Source organism: Citrobacter sp. 172116965, from assembly GCF_013458095.1.
Lineage (GTDB): Bacteria > Pseudomonadota > Gammaproteobacteria > Enterobacterales > Enterobacteriaceae > Citrobacter > Citrobacter braakii.
Map to the genome: position 1 here is coordinate 2,933,622 of NZ_CP046673.1, position 26,279 is coordinate 2,959,900.

The 26,279-nt window shown below is 47.0% G+C and carries 25 protein-coding genes, 3 tRNA genes and 1 pseudogene; 4 read left to right on the forward strand and 25 right to left on the reverse strand.

Translation table 11 applies throughout. From position 1 onward, the window contains the following. Positions 1 to 35 precede the first annotated feature (35 nt). On the reverse strand, positions 36 to 356 hold the full coding sequence (locus tag GPJ68_RS14275; protein WP_049040547.1) for a transcriptional regulator: 321 nt from the start codon (positions 354 to 356) through the stop codon (positions 36 to 38). Between the two features lie 86 nt (positions 357 to 442). Here GPJ68_RS14275 and arsH point away from each other — a divergent pair, with 86 nt between their 5' ends. Beyond that, on the forward strand, positions 443 to 1,141 hold the full coding sequence (gene arsH, locus GPJ68_RS14280) for an arsenical resistance protein ArsH (RefSeq protein WP_016156832.1): 699 nt from the start codon (positions 443 to 445) through the stop codon (positions 1,139 to 1,141). A 58-nt stretch (positions 1,142 to 1,199) separates the two neighbouring features. On the opposite strand, the pseudogene GPJ68_RS24985 reads toward arsH, so the two are convergent. After that, positions 1,200 to 1,334: pseudogene (locus GPJ68_RS24985) on the reverse strand (IS30 family transposase); the annotation flags it as partial. A 131-nt stretch (positions 1,335 to 1,465) separates the two neighbouring features. Here GPJ68_RS24985 and GPJ68_RS14285 point away from each other — a divergent pair. Then, positions 1,466 to 1,636 (forward strand): YnfU family zinc-binding protein, encoded by a 171-nt coding sequence (locus GPJ68_RS14285; RefSeq protein WP_162835200.1) that lies wholly within the window; start codon positions 1,466 to 1,468, stop codon positions 1,634 to 1,636. A 393-nt stretch (positions 1,637 to 2,029) separates the two neighbouring features. Here GPJ68_RS14285 and cspA read toward each other — a convergent pair whose 3' ends face one another. Next, positions 2,030 to 2,245 (reverse strand): RNA chaperone/antiterminator CspA, encoded by a 216-nt coding sequence (gene cspA / locus GPJ68_RS14290; RefSeq protein ID WP_016153470.1) that lies wholly within the window; start codon positions 2,243 to 2,245, stop codon positions 2,030 to 2,032. Between the two features lie 297 nt (positions 2,246 to 2,542). Here cspA and cspH point away from each other — a divergent pair, with 297 nt between their 5' ends. Further along, positions 2,543 to 2,755 carry a cold shock-like protein CspH gene (gene cspH, locus GPJ68_RS14295; protein WP_049040548.1) on the forward strand — a complete coding sequence of 71 codons (213 nt, stop codon included), beginning with the start codon at positions 2,543 to 2,545 and terminating at the stop codon, positions 2,753 to 2,755. A 634-nt stretch (positions 2,756 to 3,389) separates the two neighbouring features. Here the strand turns inward: cspH and GPJ68_RS14300 are convergent. The 13 genes from GPJ68_RS14300 to uvrY all read right to left on the reverse strand — a co-directional run bounded on the left by GPJ68_RS14300 (position 3,390) and on the right by uvrY (position 17,028). Next, positions 3,390 to 4,571, reverse strand: coding sequence for a restriction endonuclease (locus tag GPJ68_RS14300; RefSeq protein ID WP_103774905.1), 1,182 nt, complete (start codon positions 4,569 to 4,571; stop codon positions 3,390 to 3,392). A gap of 103 nt (positions 4,572 to 4,674) precedes the next feature. After that, entirely contained in the window at positions 4,675 to 5,802 is a 1,128-nt protein-coding gene (locus GPJ68_RS14305; protein ID WP_104652396.1) for a PD-(D/E)XK nuclease family protein, read from the reverse strand. A gap of 103 nt (positions 5,803 to 5,905) precedes the next feature. Further along, positions 5,906 to 6,397, reverse strand: coding sequence for a hypothetical protein (locus GPJ68_RS14310; RefSeq protein ID WP_104652395.1), 492 nt, complete (start codon positions 6,395 to 6,397; stop codon positions 5,906 to 5,908). A 41-nt stretch (positions 6,398 to 6,438) separates the two neighbouring features. After that, positions 6,439 to 7,194: a M48 family metallopeptidase gene (locus GPJ68_RS14315; protein WP_104652394.1), complete on the reverse strand. Its 756-nt coding sequence runs from the start codon at positions 7,192 to 7,194 to the stop codon at positions 6,439 to 6,441. After that, positions 7,191 to 10,475 carry a type I restriction endonuclease subunit R gene (locus GPJ68_RS14320; protein WP_104652393.1) on the reverse strand — a complete coding sequence of 1,095 codons (3,285 nt, stop codon included), beginning with the start codon at positions 10,473 to 10,475 and terminating at the stop codon, positions 7,191 to 7,193. The genes GPJ68_RS14315 and GPJ68_RS14320 overlap by 4 nt, the downstream gene beginning before the upstream one ends. Before the next feature lie 21 nt (positions 10,476 to 10,496). Beyond that, positions 10,497 to 11,741 (reverse strand): restriction endonuclease subunit S, encoded by a 1,245-nt coding sequence (locus GPJ68_RS14325; RefSeq protein WP_172860491.1) that lies wholly within the window; start codon positions 11,739 to 11,741, stop codon positions 10,497 to 10,499. Continuing rightward, positions 11,731 to 13,254: a type I restriction-modification system subunit M gene (locus GPJ68_RS14330; protein ID WP_104651511.1), complete on the reverse strand. Its 1,524-nt coding sequence runs from the start codon at positions 13,252 to 13,254 to the stop codon at positions 11,731 to 11,733. The genes GPJ68_RS14325 and GPJ68_RS14330 overlap by 11 nt, the downstream gene beginning before the upstream one ends. A 233-nt stretch (positions 13,255 to 13,487) precedes the next feature. Continuing rightward, positions 13,488 to 13,574: transfer RNA gene (locus tag GPJ68_RS14335), tRNA-Leu, on the reverse strand. A 12-nt stretch (positions 13,575 to 13,586) separates the two neighbouring features. Beyond that, positions 13,587 to 13,660 (reverse strand) — tRNA-Cys (locus GPJ68_RS14340). Between the two features lie 51 nt (positions 13,661 to 13,711). Beyond that, positions 13,712 to 13,787: transfer RNA gene (locus GPJ68_RS14345), tRNA-Gly, on the reverse strand. A 151-nt stretch (positions 13,788 to 13,938) separates the two neighbouring features. Next, positions 13,939 to 14,487 (reverse strand): CDP-diacylglycerol--glycerol-3-phosphate 3-phosphatidyltransferase, encoded by a 549-nt coding sequence (pgsA, locus tag GPJ68_RS14350; RefSeq protein ID WP_016153472.1) that lies wholly within the window; start codon positions 14,485 to 14,487, stop codon positions 13,939 to 13,941. Between the two features lie 55 nt (positions 14,488 to 14,542). Beyond that, on the reverse strand, positions 14,543 to 16,375 hold the full coding sequence (gene uvrC, locus GPJ68_RS14355; RefSeq protein ID WP_180836777.1) for an excinuclease ABC subunit UvrC: 1,833 nt from the start codon (positions 16,373 to 16,375) through the stop codon (positions 14,543 to 14,545). Continuing rightward, a complete protein-coding gene (gene uvrY / locus GPJ68_RS14360; RefSeq protein WP_006684079.1) occupies positions 16,372 to 17,028 on the reverse strand; it encodes a UvrY/SirA/GacA family response regulator transcription factor in 657 nt (218 codons plus the stop codon). The genes uvrC and uvrY overlap by 4 nt, the downstream gene beginning before the upstream one ends. A 458-nt stretch (positions 17,029 to 17,486) precedes the next feature. On the opposite strand from uvrY, the gene GPJ68_RS14365 reads away from it, so the two are divergent. Continuing rightward, complete coding sequence (locus GPJ68_RS14365; RefSeq protein ID WP_016153474.1) at positions 17,487 to 17,711, forward strand: DUF2594 family protein; 225 nt, start codon at positions 17,487 to 17,489, stop codon at positions 17,709 to 17,711. Positions 17,712 to 17,777: 66 nt separating this feature from the next. Here GPJ68_RS14365 and sdiA read toward each other — a convergent pair whose 3' ends face one another. From sdiA to GPJ68_RS14410, 9 genes are all read right to left on the reverse strand, one after another. Further along, a complete protein-coding gene (gene sdiA / locus GPJ68_RS14370; protein ID WP_016156833.1) occupies positions 17,778 to 18,500 on the reverse strand; it encodes a transcriptional regulator SdiA in 723 nt (240 codons plus the stop codon). 231 nt (positions 18,501 to 18,731) lie between these two features. Beyond that, positions 18,732 to 19,484, reverse strand: coding sequence for an L-cystine ABC transporter ATP-binding protein TcyN (gene tcyN / locus GPJ68_RS14375; RefSeq protein ID WP_003030477.1), 753 nt, complete (start codon positions 19,482 to 19,484; stop codon positions 18,732 to 18,734). Further along, positions 19,481 to 20,149 (reverse strand): cystine ABC transporter permease, encoded by a 669-nt coding sequence (gene tcyL, locus GPJ68_RS14380; protein ID WP_003030474.1) that lies wholly within the window; start codon positions 20,147 to 20,149, stop codon positions 19,481 to 19,483. The genes tcyN and tcyL overlap by 4 nt, the downstream gene beginning before the upstream one ends. Before the next feature lie 21 nt (positions 20,150 to 20,170). Then, positions 20,171 to 21,157 carry a D-cysteine desulfhydrase gene (gene dcyD / locus GPJ68_RS14385; RefSeq protein ID WP_104651509.1) on the reverse strand — a complete coding sequence of 329 codons (987 nt, stop codon included), beginning with the start codon at positions 21,155 to 21,157 and terminating at the stop codon, positions 20,171 to 20,173. Positions 21,158 to 21,263: 106 nt separating this feature from the next. Next, positions 21,264 to 22,064 (reverse strand): cystine ABC transporter substrate-binding protein, encoded by an 801-nt coding sequence (gene tcyJ, locus GPJ68_RS14390; protein WP_016156835.1) that lies wholly within the window; start codon positions 22,062 to 22,064, stop codon positions 21,264 to 21,266. A gap of 100 nt (positions 22,065 to 22,164) precedes the next feature. Beyond that, complete coding sequence (gene fliZ, locus GPJ68_RS14395) at positions 22,165 to 22,716, reverse strand: flagella biosynthesis regulatory protein FliZ (RefSeq protein ID WP_016153478.1); 552 nt, start codon at positions 22,714 to 22,716, stop codon at positions 22,165 to 22,167. Positions 22,717 to 22,773: 57 nt separating this feature from the next. Then, the gene (gene fliA, locus GPJ68_RS14400) at positions 22,774 to 23,493 is read right to left on the reverse strand and encodes an RNA polymerase sigma factor FliA (protein ID WP_016153479.1); all 720 of its coding nucleotides are present in this window, start codon (positions 23,491 to 23,493) and stop codon (positions 22,774 to 22,776) included. A 195-nt stretch (positions 23,494 to 23,688) separates the two neighbouring features. Continuing rightward, complete coding sequence (gene fliB / locus GPJ68_RS14405) at positions 23,689 to 24,891, reverse strand: flagellin lysine-N-methylase (RefSeq protein ID WP_169330015.1); 1,203 nt, start codon at positions 24,889 to 24,891, stop codon at positions 23,689 to 23,691. 79 nt (positions 24,892 to 24,970) lie between these two features. Further along, entirely contained in the window at positions 24,971 to 26,221 is a 1,251-nt protein-coding gene (locus GPJ68_RS14410) for a FliC/FljB family flagellin (RefSeq protein WP_172860492.1), read from the reverse strand. Positions 26,222 to 26,279 lie beyond the last annotated feature (58 nt).

Genomic DNA, 26,279 nt, shown 5'->3' on the forward strand with positions numbered 1-26,279 from the left:
CTTTATATATGATTATGTGTATGTAAAAAATTCTCTCAACAGGATGTGCAGGCTGATTTTTTCAGCCATTCACCCACATCTTTCCTCAGACACTGCCAGGACGTCGTGATCGTCTCAGCGGCCCACGCAGGCATGTGGGGAGACAGACGGTAGTGAATCCATTTGCCTTCCCGGCGGTCAAGCACCAGCTCCGCTTCTCGCAGAATAGCCATGTGGCGAGAGATTTTAGGCTGTGATACAGAGGTCGCCGCGCATATATCGCATACGCACAGTTCGCCGGATTCCCGGAGAAGCATAACAATGGCGAGACGGGTTTCATCCGACAGGATTTTAAAAAGCTGAACTGGCTGTAGCATTTTTTACTCCGTTCCCTTTAGAATACATATATGATAAATCATATGTGTTGAATTTGAAATCACAGAACCTCCCGGAGGAGTAAAAAATGGAACACTTTCCTGCACTGAATGCTGATTGCTTCGATCAGCAGATTGCTGAACGCCTGCAGCTCCAGGAACCGCCACGCATACTGATTCTGTATGGCTCGGTAAGAGAGCGTTCTTACAGTCGTTTTGCCGCAGAAGAAGCGGGACGCCTGCTGACGGCGATGGGGGCGGAAGTAAGACTGTTTAATCCCTCAGGTTTACCCCTGCCGGATGATGCCCCAGATACGCACCCAAAAGTCACCGAGCTGCGCGAGCTGGTCAGATGGTGTGATGGGATGGTGTGGAGTTCCCCGGAGCGGCATGGGGCAATGAGTGCGGTGATGAAGGCACAGATCGACTGGATACCCTTAAGCGAAGGGGCCGTTCGCCCTTCACAGGGAAAAACACTGGCGGTGATGCAGGTCTGCGGCGGGTCTCAATCTTTTAACGCCGTGAACCAGATGCGTATCCTTGGGCGCTGGATGAGGATGTTCACGATCCCTAACCAGTCCTCAATAGCCAAAGCCTGGCAAGAATTCGATGAGAACGGGCGAATGAAACCTTCGTCCTGGTATGATCGTATCGTCGATGTAGCCGAGGAGTTGTTTAAAATCACGCTGCTGCTCAAGGGGCAAACCGATTACCTTGCCGATCGCTACAGCGAACGAAAAGAGAGCCATCAGGAGCTTTCATCTCGCGTCAATCAGGCCAAAATATAACGGCCTTTTTTACTGAGCTCAAAAACGTCCGCTTTTTGCTGTGCGTTCAACCGCTGGATGCAACAATGTTAATTCTTTGCTGGCTGCGAACCGATAAGCCAGCTCCTTTTGGAAAATACTGTCTGAGCAATCTGTTCGTATTTTCATTAGAACCACGCAGCCAGGGAGATTGAGGATTACAGAAATAAATTTGGGAAGCCGCCCTTATCATCAGGCTCTTTGCGATACCTTTTCTTTATATTTACATATCCAAAACATCATAAAGTTAAGATTTTTTGGACAAATTAGGGTATGGTTGAAGTTCATCCACTCAAGGAAAAGCCTATGTCAGAACGTAAAGACTCTAAATCACGCCGCAACTATCTTGTCAAATGCACCTGCCCAAACTGTACCCAACAATCTGAACACAGTTTTTCAAGAGTTCAAAAAGGTTCTCTTTTAATCTGTCCTCATTGCAATAAAGTATTCCAGACAAACCAAAAAGAAGCAGCCTGAATCCGTTTTAGACTCTATTTCTGGAACAGAATCACCACATCTGTATTTTAAGATTTATCAAGCTACAGATAATAGAAAACCCGCTGGCTGCGGGTTTAGTATTTTCATATTTAAAAAATAAAAATTATGGTGATATCTGGGAAAAGCTATCCCCTTGCGTACGTTGCCGTGCAAAGCAAGCGGTTAGACTTTTCGTGCAGCGAACCTACACGTACTCACAATGGTCAGCATACTTTCTCATGCAAAAGAGAGATGAAATATGCTGACCGTTGCCCTGAATGCCGGATCAGTAACATTTCATCTCTACTGACCCAACAATACATCCATTGCTTCTGTCAGTATGTCTACTCAGGCTTTAGCCTTCTTCGTTATCGCATACAGACAATAAAGGATTTACTCTGTAATAACTACATTGCCAGCAACCGGACCTTTAGTACCATTCTCAATGGAGTATGAGACTTTTTGCCCTTCAAACAAGGTGCGGAAATTATCGCTCTGGATAGCAGAAAAATGTACAAATAAATCTTTACTACCGTCAACAGGAGAAATAAAACCGAATCCCTTATCGGCATTAAACCATTTTACTAAACCATTCATCTTTTTTGACATTTTGTATTCCTTAATTTGGCCTTCCGGCGAACATGGTTTTATTACAGAAACTACTTAGTGCTTAGTGGGGAGACTCAAAGAAGGGATAAATATAAAACACCTGAAATGAGAACTGCTTTAGTAAACTACTTTGTATTTTGTCTGTTCTTCAAACCGACGCGACCATTAACGCACGGGCGTATATAATAATCAATGTTTATTTTAGCTATCCAGATCTCACGATAGCTGAAAAATATTTCTGGCATTATCCCGGGGTATGTGTATAGTGCAACACGTTATTAGCTTTAAGGAATTTTTTTGTCTCGTAAAATGACAGGAATTGTCAAAGCCTTTGACTGCAAGAGCGGTAAAGGCCTTATCTCCCCCTCCGATGGTCGCAAAGATGTACAGCTTCACATTTCAGCCTTAAGTCTCCGTGACTCAGAAGTACTCATCCCCGGATTACGCGTTGAGTTTTGTCGAATAAATGGTCTTCGAGGCCCCTCGGCTGCGAACGTTTATCTCTCATGACCTGTAGCCGCCCCTCCTGACTTCTGGAATCATAAAAGAGAATTTCAAAACAGGGAGAGTTTCATATGTATCAGAAAATCTATCTCAACGACTGGCTGACGGGCCTTAAGAGCTCATGCTGCACGCTGATAGTAACTCTGCTTGTTTTCATCTAACCTGTTAGTTCAAGACCGGTAAGAGTTGCAATAGCGTTGGCGTACCTGTGTTGCGCCCGTCAGGGTGATATGCTTGCGTTACACCCCAAATGCCTGTGATGCACAAAGGATGAAAGCCAGGGGATTTCTTATCTTGAAGGTTCGCTGAGCGAGAAGCGGGAAATTTCAGGCACAAAAAAACCACCCGTAGGTGGTTTCACGACACTGCTTATTGCTTTGATTATTCTTTTCTTTCCCATGGTACCCGGAGTGGGACTTGAACCCACACAGCGCGAACGCCGAGGGATTTTAAATTCTACGCAGGATCAATGAGTTACATAGCAGTGCATTGCGAAACTTTGCTGTAATTGTTTACTCATTTTACTGTAATTGGCAGTAAATAGATAGACTTGGATAACTTTGAGGACAGAATCTGCACAGGTAAGTCCCCCTCTCACGGAGGCCTACCTGTCCTTTGCTATATCTATATGACTGCAAAGTTACGAGTTTGACTGGAAGTCTTCAATTATCTTCTGATTGTAATCATCCAGATACTTTTGCAGTTCATCCCTGTCGATCAAACGTACCAAGGCTGATTCAGCTAATTCTTTGGCAGAGCGTGTGAAGTAGGAATTAGTCACTACCATCGCCTCATCACAACCATAGAACGTTTTAGCCGAGATCACCTGCTGCACCGCCGAGTTACCTACAGAACCAGAATAATTTTTCGCCTGAATAACCATATCCTTACCAAATCGAGTGACGAAAAGATCTGCACCCTGATCTTGCGTTCTCTTGGTTTCTTTGACGTCATAACCCATAGTCTGGAATATTTCCACAAGGAAATCTTCGAACTGGAAACCATCCATTGCATCAACTAAATACATGGTGACGAATTTATTAGGGTTAAAATGCTCAAGGCGTGTAGCTAATCTATCAACCAGAATATCAAAATAAATACGTTCGCACACTGCCAAGTATTTTTTAACTTCCTCAAATAAAACCAAAGGGACACCAGGCGTGGCCTCTGCTTTTTCATTGAATTCTACTGATGAGAACTCTATATTATTACTCCATATATAGAATAGAAATAATGAAAGATCTGCCCGAAAAGTGGTGCCCGCTTCCTCAATCCATGACTTCAAGGATTCAGTAAGTGTAGATTTAATATGCCGTTTAACTTCCTTAGCGAAACCATAATAAAGAGCGTTAAATGACGTGGTAAGGAGTAATTTATCTAATAGCTCAGGTAACTCCTCAAGCTCATTGAACCCTTTTCTGACCAACACCTCGCGGAAAAGTTGTAATTCGGAGTATGTGCCATTATCTGTTGAGAAATCTGCTTCAGATTTATTATTATGTGAGAATCTGGAAGTGTAAATGAAGTTAGTAAAATATGGATCTTTTAAATTGGAGTATTTTTCGAGAACATTTTCAAGCAATTGATTAAGCTGAGTTTGTTCTTTCTTTTTCCCAAATAGATCTTTAAGAACACCCTTTGAACGATACTGAAATTCGGGATAAAACGATGGATTCAATGGTGTCATACGTTGTATATCTATTGCTTGTGAGGTCGATGATGCTGAACCCCATGCAGACGTTTTTACAGGCGAAACTCCACTACACCATGGACAATTAATCTCAAAAGTCGTTCTACTGCAAGTATCACACTGATAAATCATTTGAATATTCTCCTTTTATTCCAATATCTGTCTATTCGGCGCTTCAATTACCAGCCTAATAATCCACAATTTAAAAAAATCGTCATCACTCAGTCATATTACTTTATGTTCTTATTTTTGAGTCCATCCACTTAGTCATATCCTTAAGTAGAACCAGTGCATCTTTTTTGCTTCTCGTATTCCCCCAAAAACTCAGTTCAAGCACTTTCCCCTTCCCAGTAATTGATACTTCATAGTCCTCAGGGCTAGCTGTTGGAATGAAATCTCCAGCACTTAAAGCAACTCTTATTTCTTCTTTTAGTGCATTAACTTCAGGGTAATCATCTGAATGTATCCATCCATATACGTAGAACTCAGCTTCATCTCGTCCATCCTCTGAAGGGCGATAAACTAACGTAATTCCTGTTTTACCTTGCCCCCAGCATCCCGGCATCAGATGAATTGCTTTATAGTAACCCTTCCAGTTATTAATACCTGTTGCAATATGAATATCAGGCAATACCTCTGAGACAACCGATTTAGCTTCCTCGGTGATAGCATTTTGGTACATTTCCAGCAGTTGAACCGATTTTATCAAAGCTGAGAAATTTTCAGTGACAAACTCCACATTTTTATCAGATACCTTATCCATACTAACCTCACTCAATTTTTTAAGATGACTTAAAAACTCCTGATAAAAAACAGTCCACTTGCTGAACTCTTGATTCATCATCTCCAACCCCAGACGTCGAATGGCGGTTTCCTGCAGCAGTGAATAATTGATCAGTTGCCAACCGTCTACGCCTTTAGCACTGTTACCGTCAGGCTTTAATATACAGCGAAATAGATTTTGATTGTTGCCGCCGTAACTATCAATGAGACTTACATAGCTGGGAAAAGGATTATATGTATCAGCCAAAACTTTATGCTCAATACCTATGATGAATTCATCATGTCTGATAAGAATATCAAGATATTTCCCATCCTCTGTTCTGGCCTCTCTCATTAATTCCAGAGAGGTGAAATCAATTTCATCAACATCGAGGGAATCATCCAGGCAACATAACAATGCTTTTAGCAACCATGGCGGCACCATTTTCTGGGCTCCCATAAACAAAGCCATCAAATCCGTTGTTGGGTTTTCGAGATATCCGGAACCTCCCAATTCAAAAAAATTGAATTCAACATCATCCTCAACCGAGATGCCTTTCAGTTGTTCAATAAATTCGATAGCCAACGCTTCAGAATGCAATTCAACCTCCCTTTAACAATCATGTTTACTATGCCATTTGTTTGATATTTTAGTTATTGAAAACTGTCACTATTAATCAATATCCATGCAGAAAACTCAAACATTATTCATTAATCCTCTTGCGGGCAATATCTATCTCTATCGCCATTTTAATTTCATCTTTCTGGGATTCTATAATCCTGATATCTTTTTCCATACTTCCAATTAAAGCATTAAGTGTTTTTCTTTTTTCAGGGTCACTTTCATATTTTAACTTTACCTCCGGCTCAATCATTTTCATTCTTATTGCATGAATTTGTTCGTTAAGAGGTTTTGTTTTTTCATTTATGATTCTGTTTTTCTCATTGAACCAGTGCATGCCTTCATTAAAACGTTCCAGCCCGACATTTGTATCATTGAGCACCCTGGCTACAACATTTGATACTTCTCCTGATTTACTCTTTCTTTTACCGAGAAGTTTCATTAATAATCCAGAAACAACAATCACCGGAATAGCCACATAAGTTAAATAGACACCAACATAGCTGACAGTTAGTAATGTCAGGACATAAAGAATCAGAGTGGTATAAAAAACATACTTCGATAGCGAATACATAACTTCCCCGGTTAGTTTCTAAATGAAAATCAGCCCCAAAATCACATATCCGCCAACAACATCCCAGCCATCCCGTCCAGCCGTTTCTTGACCTTTTCCCAGCCCGGCATAACCTGCCCCATCAGACGGTAAAACTCCTCGCTGTGGTTGTGTTCAGCAACATGGCATAACTCATGCAACAAGACATAGTCGATACATTCTGAGGATGCCTTAACCAGCCATGGATTCAGGGTCAGACAGCCTTTCGCAGAACAGTTTCCCCATTGCGTTTGCATCGCCCGCAAACGTATCGGAGGACGCTCACTAACCCAAAGGGTCTGCGGTATCAGTGAATCAAGCCTGCGTTGAAAGACATCTCTGGCACGTTCCCGATACCATTCGGCCAGCAACGCTTTCACTTTTTCAGCCGATTTGTGTCTGACCGTCACTTCCAGACGCCCTCGCAACATTTTGACTCGTTGGGGCATAGAAGCATCTTCTGTCACTTTCAACTGATACTGCTTGCCAAGATAATAATGGCTTTCTCCGCTGACATACTGACGCGGAACAATGTGCGTCTGTTGCTCCCTGAATTCACGCAGTTGCTGATAAATCCAGCGCCCTCGTTTTTTCAGCGCAGACAACACCTCGTGCTCAGGTGTTTCTGGCGGTACAGAGGCCACAACTCGACAGTCGGGATGCACCTTGATGAGCACCCTGCCCTTAACGACCTGACGCGGAACACACTGTACGACGATGACCTCATCACCATAGACAATGCGTATCGCTTTCATTGCTGGCGACTCTTTTTCACTCATGATTTCATTAAACCAACGCGCAGTATCTGGATGATGGTTTCCACGATACGGTTAACCTGATTCATTCCGGCACCTATTTCCCGGCAGGCCGTAAACAGTAACGGTAAGAGATTTGTCTTGACTACTTTCTCGATATCCTGAGGGTTCAGGGAGTTTTCTGCCACCGCTTTGACGATAATGCTGTCCACTTCAAAAGCAAGTTTTGTCCACTTATCCTGCACCTGATCGTCGTTTACCGCAAAAACCTCAGGTAGCTCTTTTTTAAAAACACCATAATACGCCTGAGCATGCTTGTTTACCGCCAGGGCATCCGGGATATCGCTGAGCTTACGGGCTTCAACTTTGTCTTCAAACTCACGGAATAAGAGGTATTGTTTCAGTGGATGGTCGAACAGTTTTTCTGCTTCTTCGATAGCCATACGCAGGAGTTTTGAAAAAGCCTCCTGAGCGTACGGGTCATCACGCAGTTCCTGCTCAATCATCTTCGTCACACGGGTTTTAATGATGTCGGTTTCATTGCGGGTTTTATTGTTGTCCCACTCTTCTGGCTTTTCGCTCTTGCCCATTTTACCGACTTCAAACACGCCATCCGGTTCACGAACCTCAACGCCGGTGACATGCTTATCCAGCAGTTTTTTCACCTGCTCCGCGTAGTCGTCATAATTGACCTGCTCGCCGCTGACCTGCATTGCCCACTGGCGCAGGCTGGACATCTGTTTTACGGTTTCTTTATAGAGATTTCGGTCTTGTTCCGTAAAGCTCTTGTCGGTGAAGAAGGTGGCGGACTGCAGTGCCACTTTCAGGCATCCGGCAAAGGCCGTTAACGCCTCGAAGAAATCATCACGGATTTTCTGATGGATATCGACCATCTCTCCGTCATGTTCTTCCATTTTAGGCACCAGAACTGCACGCAACTGTTCAGTATCATTCTTGTTTTTGACACCGGCAAATATGGCCCACAGTTGGTTATAGAGATGTGGCAGCCGCTTGTATTCAGAACTCATGGCGCTGTACAACCCATCAATATCCTTGATGTCGTATCCTCCTTGAGTTCGGGAGGCGAGATCCTGATATTTACCGATAGTCGTGTCCAGCTCAGCCAGAATGCCGCGATAATCAATCAGCAGGCCAAACTTTTTCAGTGGGTGCAACCGGTTCACTCGGGCAATCGCCTGGATAAGGTTATGGGATTTAAGCGGCTTGTCGATATACAGCACGGTATTCTTCGGTTCATCAAACCCGGTGAGCAGTTTATCAACGACGATCAGCAATTTGAGCTTATCATCTGTATCGAAACGGCTAATGATATTGCGGGTATACACAGACTCATCCTGCGTGCCGACATTATCCTTCCACCATTTCGTCACTTCCGGCAGTTTGCTTTCATCCACCTCGGTATTCCCTTCCCGGGTATCCGGCGGGCTGATAACTACAGCTGACTCAAACAACCCGGCTTCATCAAGATACTTTTTATATTTGATGGCGGAAATCTTGCTGTCGCAGGCAAGTTGCCCTTTCAGCCCCTCATCAATATTCTTCGAGAAGTGTGTGGCGATATCGAGTGCGATCAGCCGGATGCGGTCATCTGCACTGTAGACCTCACCTTTACGGGCATATTTACGTTTAAGGTCGGCTTTTTGCGCTTCGCTTAATCCATCGGTAATACGGTCAAACCAGGCATCTATTGCCCGATCGTTAACCTCAAGGTCGGGAATACGTTCTTCATACAGCAAAGGTGTAACGGCTTTATCTTCTACCGCCCGCTGCATGGTATAAGCGTGGACAATCGGCCCGAATTTATTGGTGGTCTTATCTTCTTTCAGCAATGGCGTACCGGTAAATGCCACAAAGGCGGCATTCGGCAGGGCCAGTTTCATTCGCACATGGTTCTCACCACCCTGGCTGCGGTGTCCTTCATCAATCAGAACGATGATGTCAGGGCTGGTATTAACGCATTCAGGCAATTTTGTCGCTGAGTTAAATTTCTGGATAAGAGTAAAGATTATACGTTCTTTACCAGAGCCAATCTGCTGTGCCAGCTTCTGACCTGAGGTCGCCATCGCTTTGGCCTTATCATCCTTCCCGGCCAGTTCGCCACCAGAGGCGAAAGTGCCGCTGAGCTGCCCTTCAAGGTCTACACGATCCGTCACCACCACAATACGACACTGCTTCAGGCTGTCATGAAGAATCAGTGCCTTGCTGAGGAACACCATAGTGTACGATTTGCCGGAACCCGTGGTATGCCAGATCACCCCACCTTCCCTGCCCCCATCCGGTCTGCGAGTACTGATGCGTTCCAGCAGTCTTTTTATCCCGAACACCTGCTGATAGCGGGCAACAATTTTCCCAGTCTTTTTATCAAACAGGGTGAAGAAGCGGGTCATCTCCAGCAGACGTTCCGGCGAAAGCAGGCTGATAAGCAGCTTATCCTGCCCGCTGACGGCCAGTTCACCAGCGGCGATTAACTGCTGGTACCAGTCGAGATCGGCTGAAGGACGATGATCAAACAACGCATGAATTTGTTCAATCGATAACTGATGGTTGCGCAGAGCATACATTTGCGCATCGGTAATATCCTCTTCGCGCCATGCTGCCCAGAATTTCATTGGCGTATGGCAGGTACCGTAGCGCCCGTCATGCCCGTTAATTGAAAGCAATAGCTGGCTAAAGGCAAACAGTTGCGGGATTTCATCGTTGAGCTGGTTACGGATGCTCTGTGATATCCCCTCGTCAATGGTTGGCCCTTTCTTACCGTGACCTGCCGGGCTTTTCGCTTCAATGACTGCCAACGGGATACCATTCACAAAACAGACAATATCCGGTCTGCGGGTTTCAACACCGCCTGAGCGCAATACCGTAAATTCTTCAGTGAAGTGGAACTGGTTATTTTCCGGATGTTCCCAGTCAATCAGCGCAATGGTAGGGTTCACCTTTTTGCTATCGACAAACTCGGTAACCGCGATACCGTAGAGCAAATGGTTGTACATCCGCTCATTGGCTTTCAGCAGCCCTTCGTTCAGCGCCGGAGAACAGACCTGAGATATCAGGTTATCCAGCGCCTTTTCCGATAATGAGCAAGTTTTACCGCCTGCCATAAAGGAACGCTTCGACAACGCCTCACGCAGAACCGGACGCAGCACTACCTCATCCTGTTTATAGCCCCGATAATCCATAATCTGTTTCGGGGGTAAAAACGTCCAGCCGAGGCTGGTCAGTAACGTCAGCGCCGGAATTTTAGCGCTGTATTCTTCCTGAAATTTAGGCGTGTACGGCAGGTTCATGAGCGTTCCTTGTTCTTCGCGTTATGCACTAACGGCTTCTTCAGCTTCTACTTTGACACGACGTTTTCCGGTCAGTAACTGTTGCATTAGAGCTTTTTTCTCATCTTTCAAGCAGGCGAGTTTATCCTGAAGAACACGTATCGTCCTGCTGGAGTTATATAACATATCAGCGATGCTTTCCTGCTCTTCAAAACATGGAACAGGGACTTTTGTTTGCATAAACTCTGTCGGTTTGATATTTAATAAACCATTATTTCGGACCCCAGTATTAACTAGCGCCCCTAACTGTGGCTTGAGATAATCAGCCTCAAATAAATATTTAAAATAACGGTGACTGAGCCCATTTTTTAATCTAAAGCAAACATAGACATGGGGTACCAGTCCTGCTTCATATGCTTCAAGATCAAAAACACATCCGAACTCGTATGTTTTTGAGTTTCCTTTGTTATATGCAAACTCACCTTTTTTAAGCAGGATATAATTTTTCACACTTTCTCCCGCCATATAACGGCTATAACGCTCATCCTGCCGGACAAATCCGGATAAAGATGATATTGTTAAAATAGGATGTTCGGCAGCATCATTTTTACGTTGAACTCGCGTTGCTACTTCACTTATTTTTTTAAACTCCCACTCCGTGCTAAACCTCACCCCATTCTCATCCAGTAACCGTTTCTTCCCGGTAAGCAATTGCTGCATCAGGGCTTTTTTCTGCTGTTGGCTGTTGGTGAGAAGCTTTTCCGTCACCGAAATCGCCTTATCCCAGGTTGACAGAATTTGGGCGATTTTTTTCTGTTCAAGAAGGGGGGGTAATAATGTTCTTACCTTCCGTAATTCTGTCAGAGATATTTCTTGTAATGCAGATCCACCGACTCTCCGTATTAAATCTGCCCGGAATTGAGGGGAACGAAGTTCCCACAGTAAGAACTCGGGAAGAACAACTTTAGTTTCAGGAGAGATCCTTGCCAAACCTCTAGTAATGTTTGCGCCGACAAGATTATCGTCAATAATACGTGCTAATCCAATCTCTCCACGCAATGCCATTACGATTTCATCTTTCTCCAGTATTGTTTTTCTGTATGCTTTATTTGTCTCTTCAGGTGTCCTAATCATATCCTCAAGACGCATGACATCTCGTGTGAGATCCACAACTCGAAGACATGGTATACCGTTGGGCAAATTATCCCCTGTCTGTACAATCCCATATGATATTTGCTTTCTACAAATATCACTTAATATCCAGCTGTTCCATCCCTTAGGCACCATAACCCAACTCCTTCAGGTAACCTGCCATCTCCGTTTCCAGCTTCGCCAGTTCAACTTTCAGTTGCTCACGCTCAGCACGCACGGCCAGTAAATCAATCTCGTCCTCTTCCTCAAATGTATCCACATAACGAGGGATATTGAGGTTATAGTCATTGCCCTGAATCTCTTTCAGGCTCGCAAGATAAGAGTATTTCTCGACGTTATCGCCATCGCGGTAGGTCTTGACGATTTTCTCAATGTTTTCTTCGCTGAGCTGGTTCTGGTTTTTGCCCGCCTTAAATTCACGGCTGGCATCGATAAACAGCACCTTGTCATCCACTTTCTGCTTCTTAAAAATCAGAATCGCAGCCGGAATACCCGTACCGTAGAACAGTTTTTCAGGTAGGCCAATCACCGCATCCAGCAGATTTTCGTCGATCAGTTTCTGGCGAATTTTACCTTCGCTGGAGCCACGGAAAAGCACCCCGTGTGGCACCACTACGCCCATACGCCCCGTTCCCGGTTTCAGGGTTTCGATCATATGCGAGATAAAGGCGTAATCTCCTTTAGTCTTTGGCGGTACACCGCGACGGAAACGACCAAACTTATCGTTCTCGGCCTCGTCATGGCCCCACTTATCCAGGCTGAACGGTGGGTTAGCCGTCACGATATCAAACAGCATCAGGTCGCCATTTTTATCGAGCAGCTTCGGGTTACGAATAGTATCACCCCACTCGATTTTGTGATTGTCTTCGCCGTGCAGGAACATGTTCATTTTCGCCAGCGACCACGTGGAGCCAATCGCTTCCTGACCGAACAACGCATAATTGCGGCTATCATGTCCTGAGACAATTTTACGCCCGCACTTCATTAGCAAAGAACCGGAACCACAGGCCGGGTCGCAGATGGTATCACCCGGTTGCGGATCGAGCAGTTCAGCAATCAGATCCGAGACTTCCGGCGGAGTATAGAACTCACCTGCTTTCTGCCCACCGCTGGCGGCAAAGTTTTTGATCAGATATTCGTAAGCATTACCGATAACGTCCAGCGTACCTACACGGCTCGGCTTCAGGTTGAGATCTTCACCGGAGAAGTCTTCCAGCAACTGGCGCAGGATGGTGTTCTTCTGTTTTTCTTCACCCAAGCGGTCAGTGTTAAACGAAATATCCTGGAAGACACTTTTCCCGGCGTCTTTCAGTTTGGTGCCATTGGCTTCTTCAATCGCATGCAATGCCTGATCGATACGCTCGCCGTTGCCCGGTTCATGACGGCGCTCATACAGAGCATAGAAACTGGCGATTTTTGGCAACACGAAGCGTTCATTCGCCATCATCGCTTCAATCAGCTCCGGCGTATCACCATATTGTTCTTTATATTCGTCGTAGTGATCTTGCCAGACATCCGAAATGTACTTGAGGAACAGCATGGTAAGGATAAAGTCTTTGTAAGTATCAGCACTGATGGTGCCACGGAAGGTGTCGCACGCGGACCACAGGGCTTTGTTGATAGTATCCTGACTGATTTTATTATTCATGAATCATCCAATTACGAGAGTGATTGCACCAGCATTCAGCATTGGCAATTAATGGGCTAATAATACCGGAAAACATATTTTGGGGCATGTCATACTCTGACAGAAATCAAAATGAAGTAAGAGGAAAAAGAGAAATGAAGCAGGATGATGAACGCAATAAACAAAAACAAAAAAACCACCCGTAGGTGGTTTCACGACACTGCTTATTGCTTTGATTATTCTTTTCTTTCCCATGGTACCCGGAGTGGGACTTGAACCCACACAGCGCGAACGCCGAGGGATTTTAAATCCCTTGTGTCTACCGATTCCACCATCCGGGCTCGGGAAGAAATTGGAGGCGCGTTCCGGAGTCGAACCGGACTAGACGGATTTGCAATCCGCTACATAACCGCTTTGCTAACGCGCCGAAATCTTCTGGCTTTTCAGCCGACATCCGCTATTGCCGATGTCTTTAATTTGGAGCGGGAAACGAGACTCGAACTCGCGACCCCGACCTTGGCAAGGTCGTGCTCTACCAACTGAGCTATTCCCGCATCACCAAGTAACTTTGTTAATCACTTGATTTTGTTATCGTCTGGCAATCAGTGCTGCCGTTCGATGCGTTGCATTCTACTTACCTGACGCAATGAGTCAACGATATTTTTCACCACTGACGATCGTTTGCTGAAATTTGCGCCGAAACGATCACTGTTCAAGCAAATCTCCCCACGCAGCGCTCAAATACTGGAACATTGACCACAACGTCAGTATCGCGGCGACGAAGAAAAGTGCGATCCCGGCGTACTCTACCCAAATATTTGGACGCCACAGCAGCCATGCGAGCGCGGCCATTTGCGAAGTGGTTTTCACTTTGCCGATCCAGGACACCGCCACACTGCTACGTTTACCCAGTTCAGCCATCCACTCACGCAGCGCAGAGATAATAATTTCACGCGCGATCATCGTGGCGGCAGGAAGCGTTACCCACCAGCTGTGATAGTGCTCGGTCACCAGCACCATCGCGATAGCCACCAGTACCTTATCAGCCACCGGATCGAGGAAGGCGCCAAAACGCGTGCTTTGGTTCCAGCGACGCGCCAGATAGCCGTCAAACCAGTCGGTGACCGCCGCAATACAGAAGATCAGCGCACAAACGAAGGGAGCCCAGGTGAATGGCAGATAAAAAGCCAATACAAAGAATGGGATCAGGATGACGCGAAACAGCGTGAGCAACGTAGGGATATTAAATTGCATATGACGGATAACTATCTGTTGTCAGTAAAATTACCCCTATGTTGCTACAGAGGGCCTAATGTTTCAACGAGTAGAAGATCTTTTCTGCCAGAGCTTGCGAAATACCCGGCACTTTTGCAATTTCTTCAATACTCGCGTTACGAAGCCCTTGCAAACCGCCCATATATTTCAACAACATCTGCCGACGCTTCGGCCCGACACCTTCAATAGTCTCCAGCGTGCTGGTACTTTTCACCTTCGCCCGTTTTTTACGGTGCCCGCTTATTGCATGATCGTGAGATTCATCGCGGATATGCTGGATAACGTGCAATGCAGGCGAATCCGGCGGTAGGCTAAAGCCCTCACCTTCCGGCTCAAAGAACAACGTTTCCAGGCCTGCTTTACGATCGGCCCCTTTTGCCACGCCCAACAAAAGCGGGTGCTGTTTGTCCCAGGGAACGTCCAGCTCAGCAAACACGGCTTTCGCCTGCCCCAGTTGACCTTTCCCGCCGTCGATCAATATGACGTCCGGAATCTTACTTTCTTCAATCGCCTTACCGTAGCGCCGACGGAGAACCTGATTCATTGCCGCATAATCATCACCCGGCGTAATACCCGTGATGTTATAGCGGCGATACTCGGCGCGCAGTGGTCCATTGGCATCGAATACCACGCAGGAGGCTACCGTCTGCTCGCCCATCGTGTGGCTAATATCAAAGCACTCCATGCGTTTCACTGCGGGTAACTTCAGTACTGATGCCAGCGCCGTCAGGCGTTGAGTAATGGTCGACTGCTGGGAAAGTTTTGTGGTTAACGCCACCGCCGCGTTGGTACGCGCCAGCTTCAGATATCGTGCGCGATCGCCTCGCGGTTTCGTCTGAACGTTGATCTTCCGCCCGGCCAGCTCAGACAAAGAGTCTGCCAGCAGGGTTTTATCGCTAAGATTAAAATCGAGCAGGATCTCACCGGGTAAGGTGCGCATCTGACTTCCCTGCAGATAAAACTGTCCGACAAAGGTTTCAACGACCTCGCCGAGTTCTGTTCCACCTGGTACTTTCGGGAAATAGCTACGACTGCCTAACACTTTACCCTGGCGAATAAACAGCACGTGCACACAGGCCATGCCGGCGTCAAACGCCACGCCGATGACGTCCAGATCGTCTCCGGTATTAGAGACAAACTGTTTTTCGGTCACGCGGCGTACGGCCTGAATTTGGTCACGAATGCGGGCAGCCTCTTCAAACTCGAGATTTTGGCTGGCCTTTTCCATCCGGGCGATCAGCTGCGTTAATACCTGATCGTCTTTCCCGGACAGGAACAGACGAACGTAATCAACCTGCTGCGCATACTCTTCCTCACTCACCAGACCCGCCACACACGGACCGAGGCAGCGGCCAATCTGATATTGCAGACAGGGCCGCGAGCGATTGCGATAAACACTATTTTCGCACTGACGAATAGGGAAGATTTTCTGCAGCAACGCCAGCGTTTCGCGTACAGCGTAGCCGTTAGGAAACGGTCCAAAGTACTCGCCTTTGGCATGCCTGGCCCCGCGATGCATTGCCAGGCGAGGATGGGTATCGCCGCTGAGGAAAATAAAAGGATAGGATTTATCGTCGCGCAGCAAAACGTTATAACGCGGCTGATACAGCTTGATGTAGTTGTGCTCAAGCAATAACGCCTCGGTTTCGGTGTGCGTTACCGTGACATCAATCTGCTGTATTTGCGCGACCAGTGCTTCGGTCTTACGCGATGCGAGGTTGCTACGGAAGTAGCTGGAAAGCCTTTTTTTCAGGTCTTTCGCTTTCCCGACGTAGATGACCGTCCCGGCGCCATCATACATACGATAAACGCCGGGCTGACTGGTCACGGTTTTCAGGAACGCTTTGGCATCAAACTGATCGGTCACTGGCTTGTTAATGTCTCCGCATTACACAGGCCATGGCGAATTGCCAGGTGAGTCAGCTCAACATCGCCGTGAATGTTTAATTTACTGAACATTCGATAGCGATAGCTGTTCACCGTTTTAGGACTAAGATTCAGTTGCTCTGAGATCTCATTGACCTTCTGACCTTTGGTGATCATCAGCATAATCTGCAACTCACGTTCAGACAAACTGGCAAACGGGGTTTCCGTTTTCTCAGGCTCAATCTGGCTAAGCGCCATCTGCTGAGCGATATCGGAGGCAATATAACGTTGGCCAGAATAAACCGAACGAATCGCACTCACGACCTCCTGGGGCGCAGCCCCCTTACTGAGATAGCCCGCGGCTCCCGCCTGCATGACTTTTGCAGGTAACGGGTTTTCGGTATGGACAGTCAGCATGATCACTTTAATGTCAGCCGTTGAACGCGCAATTTTACGCGTTGCCTCAAGGCCACCAATACCGGGCATATTCATGTCCATCAGCACAACGTCAACGGAATTTGAGCGGCACCATTTTACCGCATCTTCACCGCAGCACGCCTCGCCGACAACTTTAATGCCTTTTATATCTTCAAGAATGCGTCGTATCCCTGCGCGCACCAGTTCGTGGTCATCAACAAGAAAAACGTTGATCAAAGGAATATCTCCAGAATAGGGATAACGCTACCGATAGTTAATCGGTCCTATGTTAACGGGTTTTATCTCAACTTTGAAATGTAAAAATCGCCGTCTTTCGATTTTGCTCTCGTTTTTGGAAATTAGAAGGTACGACGAGTGGAAACTTTCTGTTATGGCAACCTTTTGCCACGGTTATATCTGCATAGCTGTTTCAGAATAGTGACAAAAAATTCATATTCGTCCGTTGAATGCAAAATAGGCAGCTAAAGTTGTAACAATAATTAACGAGTAAAATACTCGAAATAAACAACAGATGGAGAAAATATATGCAGTGCAACATGTTGTTTATTTTAATGTCCGCGGCTTATGTTTGCACAGAAAACAACCGCTGATATTTTTAGCCTCGCTTATGGTATACTCCGGCGCCTTAAGATTTGACATCGCACTTTTTCATTGAAACATAACGAGGAAAATAAATGAGTACGCCTGACTTTTCCACTGCTGAGAATAACCAGGAACTGGCCAACGAAGTCACCTGCCTGAAAGCCATGTTAACGCTGATGCTGCAGGCAATGGGCCAAGCCGATGCAGGGCGCGTGATTCTTAAAATGGAAAAACAGATCGCGCTGATTGAAGATCAATCACAGGCTGCGGTATTTTCCAGCACTGTTAAGCAAATTAAACAGGCCTACCGCCAGTAATAAGAACCCGGCTGACAGCGATGCTCTCAGCCGGGTTTGCGTCTGACACTCAGAACGGTGATTTACTCAGATCAGCCCGGTTGCCGCGGCATAACAGGCGATCTGCGTTTTGTTTGGTGCATTAAATTTCTTTTGCATATTTTTCTGGTGAAAGTTAACGGTATTTTCAGAAATCGACAGAATTATCGCTATCTCTGAAGAGGTTTTCCCCTCTGCCGTCCATTTCAATATCTCTTTTTCCCGCTTGCTAAAGCGCATCTCTGGCGCCATGACCATGTCATCTTGCAGCCGCGTCAGTACCGACAAGCTTTCCCGCACCAGTAGTTGCATCCTGAGCTCTACCTCATCGTTTGCAAAGCGACTATTACGGACACTCGCACGCGATACCGATAAAAAACCCAACGCCCGATTAGGCAACATTAAGCATTGCGTCATCCCTTTACGTAAACCGTGATTGCGCGCGGCATCCCACAGGGGCTGTGCATCGCGAAATAAGGTATCGTTCCAGGGTAAATGCCCCTGACTGAAGTTTTCAGGCTTCAGCACCGGATCAATAGCGAAATAATTCTCGGACTGATAATGCGCCACCCATGCTTTGGGATAGGTCGTGTGAAGCGACGTTTTAGGTCGGGTAAAAGGTACGGGATGACGAACACAGAGCGCGTAAAAATCGAACTCTAAATGCTGCGTCTGTTGTTGTAATTCATTATACACATCCTCTGCCGTCGCCATTTCCTGAAAGCGTAACAGCATACTCCGTCGCCAGGTGAAGAAATCATGACCCTGCATACTAAGTGGTAATACCCCTGAGATTGATAATCATCCAAACATATGAAACAAGCTAACACATAAATGTATTTTATATATGCAAATTATCGGACAAATGAACAATTACTTGAGCATTACTCAACGACGGCAGGAAGTAACAGTATTGGGAGTTAATAATAAAGCAATAATTATAAATAGTTATGCGAACAGCACTCGCCAAAAAACAATTTCGACGAGTGCTGCATGCACTATTTATTGCATCAGAAACTTTTCAAGAAACTGACGGGTTCGCGGTTGCTGCGGATGCGTGAATAAGGATTTAGCTGGCCCCTGCTCCACTATCCGTCCTTGATCCATAAATATCGCCCGATCGGCAACGTCGCGCGCAAAGCTCATTTCATGCGTCACAATCACCATGGTGCGTTTTTCCTGCGCCAGTTGGCGGATGGTATTAAGTACCTCACCAACCAGTTCAGGATCAAGCGCGGAGGTCGGTTCATCAAAAAGAATAACCTCAGGTCGCATCGCCAACGCCCGGGCAATAGCCACGCGCTGCTGCTGCCCGCCGGACAAACGCCGCGGATAGCTGGTTTCTTTACCAGCTAACCCGACTTTCGCCAGCAGTTCGCGCGCTCGGGCTGTCGCTTCGGCTTTCGGTTCGCCTTTAACAATCACCGGACCTTCAATAATGTTTTCCAGCACCGTGCGATGCGGGAACAAATTAAAGTTCTGGAACACAAAGCCCACGTGCTGGCGCAACTGACGAATCAGACCTTTCTGCTGAGTTAACGAACGCGCGGTATCAATGGTTATCTCACCCACCTTAATGGTGCCCGCCTCCGGTTGCTCCAGCAAATTAATGCTGCGCAGCAGCGTCGTTTTGCCCGAACCGCTCGGCCCGATAATCGCCACAACTTCACCGGGTTTGACGTCAAGATCGATCCCATGCAGCACCGTTTGCCCATGGAATTTTTTGACCAGGTTTCTGACTTCGATAGCACTCATTTCGGCTCTCTCTCCTGGCGATTCAGTTGCTCTTCAAAATAGTTTTGCAGTGCAGAAAGCACCGTCGCCATCACCCAATAAATCAACGAGGCTGCCAGATACATCGTGAATACCTCCAGCGTACGCGAGGTAATCAACTGCGCCTGACGGAACAGTTCCGGTACCTGAATAGTCGCGGCCAGAGAGGTGTCTTTCACCAGGCTGATAAAGCTGTTACTCAGCGGTGGGAGCGCAACCCGCGCAGCCTGCGGCAGGATTGCCCGGCGCATGGTTTGCCACCGCGTCATCCCAATACTGGCACCCGCTTCCCACTGCCCTTTGTCGATGGAGGAGATTGCCGCACGCAGCGTTTCCGCAGCGTAGGCCGCCGTATTAAGCGACAAGCCAATCATCGCCGCCGGAATAGGATCAAGCTCAATACCAAACTGCGGCAGACCGTAATAGATCATGAACAGCTGGGCAATCAACGGCGTTCCGCGAAAGATAGAGATATAAAAGCGCGCCAGCCAGCGCACAGGCAGCAGCGGCGACAGACGCATCAGCGCCAGGATAAACCCCAGCACGAGGCCAAAGAACATCCCACCGATACTCAGTTGCAGCGTAAACACTGCGCCCTTGAGCAGATACGGCAGAGAATCAATCACCAGTTGGATACTTTCATGCATTAGCGTTTTTCTACCTGGTCGTTACACGTGAGGATGGTAGGCAAACAGCGCAGGTGCCCCACCAGTATGAATAAAGAGAATTGGCCCTTCATCTTTGAAGCGCTTCTGGCTAATGCCATCAATCAGACCCGCCATCGCCTTGCCGGTATACACCGGATCCAACAAAATGCCTTCCAGACGCGCCAGCAGTTTTACCGCCTCCATGCCCTCTTCGTTTGGCGTACCGTAGCCCGGCGCATAATAATCGTCCCATAACAGGATTTCCGCTGAGGCCGTCAGTTCCAGCTCCCGGGCAATATCCTGCTGCAGTGCAACAACTTTGGGCTTTTGATCCGCCACGCTGCGTGAGACGGTCACGCCGATGAGTTCGACGTCTGGCATCAATTGCTCCAGACCCACGGCCAGTCCGGCATGGGTTCCCGCACTGCCCGAGGCCACCACTACGGAAGAGAGCGAAACGGCCCCTTCACACTGTTGGGCAATTTCCAGCGCACTTTCCACATAGCCCAGCGCACCCAGTGCATTGGAACCCCCAACCGGGATCACATACGGGCGGAACCCTTGCGCTTCAATCCGCGTCGCCAGCTCCTGCAGCTGTGCATTCGGATCGGTCAGCGCATCGCACATTTCAATCTGCGTATTAAACAGGTCCAGCAGCAGACGGTTGCCATTGGTGAGATAGTTTTCGGCAGTGGTGCCTATCGGATTTTCCAACAGCGCCACGCAGTGCAGGCCAAGCTTAGCGGCGACCGCCGCCGTCTGGCGAACGTGGTTAGACTGAATCGCACCCGCGGTTATCAGCGTATCCGCGCCTTCACGCAGCGCGTCTGCGGCCAGAAACTCCAGCTTACGCAGCTTATTGCCGCCCATAGCCATCGGCGTGACGTCATCGCGTTTAATGAAAATATCACGCCCGAGGTAATCTGAGAGGCGCGGAAGATATTCGAGTGGCGTTGGCGCGCCAATAAATTCCAGACGTGGAAAGCGCGTTAAATTATGCAGCGGCATACAGCCTCCGGTATTCGTTGTTGTGATGTTCTTTTATTATGCACGTTCAGGCGCAATGAAATAAAAAAAGGCGCTGTTAAAGGCGCCTTTTTTCATCAGATGACGATTATTTCGTCACATCTGCTCCAAACCATTTTTCAGACAGGGCTTTCAGCGAACCGTCTTTCTGCATTTCAGCAATGGCTGCATCCACCGCTTTCAGCAGATCTTCATTGCCTTTACGCAGCGCCACGCCGGACTCCTGGCGGGAGAATGCTTCACCGGTAACGGCCAGCGTATCCTTGGTTTTTTTCACCAGATCCAGCGCGGCCAGACGGTCAACCAGGATGGCGTCGATACGACCTACGCGCAGATCCTGATATTTGGTCGGGTCATCATCATAGGTACGAATATCCACGCCCTGCACGTTCTGGCGCAACCACTCTTCATAGTTGGTTCCCAGACCCACGCCGACTTTTTTACCTTTCAGATCGGCAGCAGTCTTAATAACGCCTTCATTGCCTTTCTTCACCAGCGCCTGGATACCAGAGACCGTATACGGGGTAGAGAAATCGTATTTTTTCTTACGATCATCAGAGATAGTCACCTGGTTGATGACCACGTCAATGCGTTTGGAATCAAGAGAAGCCAGCATACCGTCCCATTTGGTCGGCTTCAGCGTGGCTTTCACTCCGAGATGCTTGGCCAGTTCCTCGGCAAACTCCACTTCGAAACCGGTCAGCTTGCCGTCATCGCCCTGAAAACTAAACGGGGGATAGGTCCCTTCCAGGCCCACCAGCAGCGTGCCGCGCTCTTTAACTTTATTTAACAGACCTTCATCTGCATAAGTCTTCACGCTCATTCCGGCGACAAGTGCAACAGCCATTACACCCATCAGAGCCTGACGTCCCAGAAGTGCTAATTTCATAGTTACCCCGAATATTGTCATTATTGACTATCATTTATGACTACAGTGTAAAGCGTTTGCCGTGATCCACAAACACGACTCTGTTACACCTTATTCGTTTTTAATATATATCAGAACTGGCTGTCCAGGAGGATTTCTGCATATGTCCCATATGCGTATGGGCTTTAAACTGCTCATACTTACGCAAGGCGATGCGGTAATTGTTGGTGCTGGTTTCCGGCAGCCACGGGGCAAGGTTTTCGTCGAGAAACCCTTCCTGCAGCAGATCGTGAGAGATATTTTGTTCGGTCAGATGATTCCCGAGGCGACGCAGGCGCACAACGTATTCGCGTACGGTGCCGTGACTCATTTCGGTCTGCTCGAATAAAAATTGCTTGAAGCCGATAATGTCAAAAAAGTCGCTCTGCTCTTTGCAGTGCAAATCACCACAAAAACGACACAGCGCCACCCACTCTTTTTTCTCCTGTTCCCACTCTGCTTCATTCAGCAACGTGTCCAGTCGGGCGATGGCGATTTTATTCACAATTTGCCCGCGGCGAACCAGCGTGATCCTGTCGAGCAACTTAAAGCAATGGGCGCAATGCGTCTGGCTGTGTTTGAAATCTTTGAGGTAGCGGCTTAGAGGCCGTCTTTTTGATTGCTGCACCGTCATGAGAACTCCTGGTAGTCAATTCGTAATGCGGCATTGTTCAGGGGTAATGATGTACCCCTATAGCTTACCCAGCTTGGTGCGTAGACGTTTGATGGCCTGACTGTGCAACTGGCTAACCCGTGACTCCCCCACTTCCAGTACCGCGCCAATCTCTTTCAGATTCAGCTCTTCCTGGTAGTACAGCGTTAACACCAGCTTTTCGCGTTCCGGCAACGCTTCGATCGCGTCCATCACGCGCTGGCGGAGGTTACCCTCAAGTAGCTGCTGTAACGGGTTTTCCTGCTGATGTTCTTCCGTCACCAGCTCAATACTATCGCCATGCTCTTCCCGCCACTCGTCGTAGGAGAAGAGTTGGCTATTATTGGTATCAAGCAACATCTGACGATACTCTTGCACAGGAATAGCCAGACGCTCCGCCACTTCGGTTTCCGTCGCGTTACGCCCTAATTCCTGCTCCAGTTGCCCCATCGCCTGTGCCACTTCGCGAGCATTGCGCCGAACGCTACGCGGCACCCAATCCCGGCTACGTAGTTCGTCCAGCATCGCTCCACGAATACGCTGCACTGCGTAAGTGGTAAATGCCGTTCCTTGCAAAGCGTCATATCGGTCGACTGCATTCAATAACCCGATGCCGCCCGCTTGTAGCAGGTCATCCAGTTCTACGCTCGCCGGCAAACGCACCTGAAGGCGCAATGCTTCGTGACGCACCAACGGTACATAACGCTGCCACAGCGAGTGTTTATCCATTACACCTTCAGCGGTATACAGTGAATTCACGATAAACAGCCCTGCGTTAAATGAGTTATCGGCATGATTATCCGTTTCTGCAGGGGGTTCTATCGGAGGAATAAGGCTATAAAAGAAGGGTTATTTCACTTATGTAGCTGATGGCGTTATTTCGAATAAGAAATAATCAATAATAAATCAAATAGTTAGCCTGCGAGGGATGCGTTTTCACGCATCCCGTTAAAATTATGTCAAGAGATGAATCATCGACAGGTCATCACCTGTTCTGACGGTTTCGATGTGCTTGTGGAAGTTCTCATGCACGATCGGATTATGCTGACTTAGTGAATGGAAGCTGTAGACGATATTGATCGCATCTTCCTTCTCCAGGTACGTTCTTTCGTAGGCACTCGCGGCGATCAATATTTTGATAAAATAATACTCAACGCTGATCATGTACAAGGTACGTAGTGGATCTACATTTTTTTGATTCGGGAAATTACTTTTCCATATTTTGTACAAAATCAGATTTTTAAAATCAAAGGTAACTTCTGTTTTTTCTTTGTACATTTGTTGCCAGGTTGCCTCTAGTTTTGCAATAGCTTCATCAATGGAATCTTTTCCGTCCAGTGATAATGTCTGCAAGAGACACTGAATATAATATCCCAATACTCCGCTTGCGCGGCTAGAGGATAAACTACGAAAATAATCCTGAAGTAATAGGATTAGCGTACGTTTTATCGTCAGATCAGAAGAAAAACTTGATAACTCTTTACTTAACTCACCCGACTGTAGTTGGGCCATTATCGCATGATAAATTCGCTCAATTTCGATTAATTCAACATTATCAACCTGATCGTGTTTTTGAATGTACAAAGTCAATTTAATCAAGGCATAAAGCCCAACATCAACCCCATGTCCCGCTTGCTCGACAAGACTCAAGCAATAAAGATTGAGAAGTTTGTACCGTTGAGAAAGCGACGGAGCATTATTAGCTGTCGGCTTTAACATTGTGGACTCATTCAACACCATTGCGTCTGGATTCGTCAAAACGATCCTTGCAACTTCGGGGCATGACAGGTTAAGTGCTTTCCTAATATCATGCTTAAAAACTTGTTCCACTCGCGGAAAAATCTTACACGTGGCGCTTAATGCTTGGTGACCAAGTTTTTTTTGCACCTGGCATAAACTATTCTCAGTCAGGTATGGGCAGTTTTTAGTATTTTCATTGAGTTTTATTACCCCCCAATTATCAATACTTTTCTTGAGTACGATAATTTTTTCTCTTGCGATATTTCTTATTCCATAATCTTTACTGGAAAGATATTTTTTAACCGTTGCCTTATCCAGATTGATATTCCAGTTTTTGCAGCAATGATCGCGGCACTCAGAACCGATACACTGGAATGTTGTAACAAAAGTCGGTTCGGTAACGGTAATTTCTTGCATTATTCAGACTCCAGTATAGAAAAAAGGCAGCTATCGCTGCCTTTATTGTCTCTAATGACTGAGTAACCCAATCGGTGGATTAACGCAGTAAAGAGAGTACGTTTTGCGTGGTCTGGTTAGCCTGCGCCAGGACAGAAGTACCCGCCTGCTGCAGGATCTGCGCACGAGACATGTTAGACACTTCGGTCGCGTAGTCGGAGTCTTCGATACGGCTACGGGCAGAAGACAGGTTGTTAACGGTGTTACCCAGGTTGGTCACTGCAGATTCAAAACGGTTCTGTACCGCACCCAAGGAGCTACGGAATTTATCAACATCAGACAGCGCATCATCGATTTTCTTCAGCGGGTCAAGGCTGATATCAGGAGTAACAGTTGTAGTACCTTTGGCCGCGGCACCAGTAGTACCGTTAAAGGTAACATCTTTGAAGACACCATCAGCTTGTTTAACAGCAAATTTAGTTTCTTTTGTAGTTGTATCTTTATAAGAAATCAGGCTTTCACCAGCAGCTAAGCCCGTTCCACTATAAGCAACGTCTTTGTTAATAGTGTTAACTTTGGCGAAAGCACCACCAGGTGCAGTGGTTGTTACGCTCGCTGGATCTACCGTGATTTTCCCAGTTTTATTATCAACAGTAGCATCATAGTAATCTGTACCATTTTTAACTTTGAAGGTTGCACCATCGCTTTGCAGTTCTGCGCCAGCAACGAAAGTAATAGCTGCACCAGATGATTCCATGACATTTTTATCTGCAGTGATCGCAGCACTGACAGTTGTACCTTTAGAAACAGTGGTGGCGATCTTAGTAACATCCAGATCGTTCAGTTTCAACGTTTCACTGTTGATTTTTTTCAAGTCAATAGTGATGGTTTCACCGTCTTTTGCACCAACCTGAATAGTCAACTGGCCGTCCTGGTTCAGAACTTTTTTACCGTTGAAGTCGGTCTGCTCGGAAACACGGTTGATTTCTGCCAGACGCTGATTAATTTCGTCCTGGATAGAAGTCAGGTCAGACTCGGAGTTGGAGCCGTTCGCTGCCTGTACAGACAGTTCACGAACACGCTGCAGGTTGTTGTTGATTTCAGACAGCGCGCCTTCAGTGGTCTGTGCAACGGAGATACCGTCGTTGGCGTTACGGGACGCCTGAGTCAGACCTTTGATGTTAGCGGTGAAACGGTTTGCAATCGCCTGACCAGCAGCATCGTCTTTCGCGCTGTTGATACGCAGACCAGAGGACAGACGCTCGATAGCGGAGCCCAGAGCGGACTGAGATTTGTTCAGGTTGTTTTGGGTCAACAGCGACAGGCTGTTTGTATTGATGACTTGTGCCATGATCTTTTCCTTATCAATTACAACTTGATGTTATTGGGCTGTTGCCCACGGTTTCTCA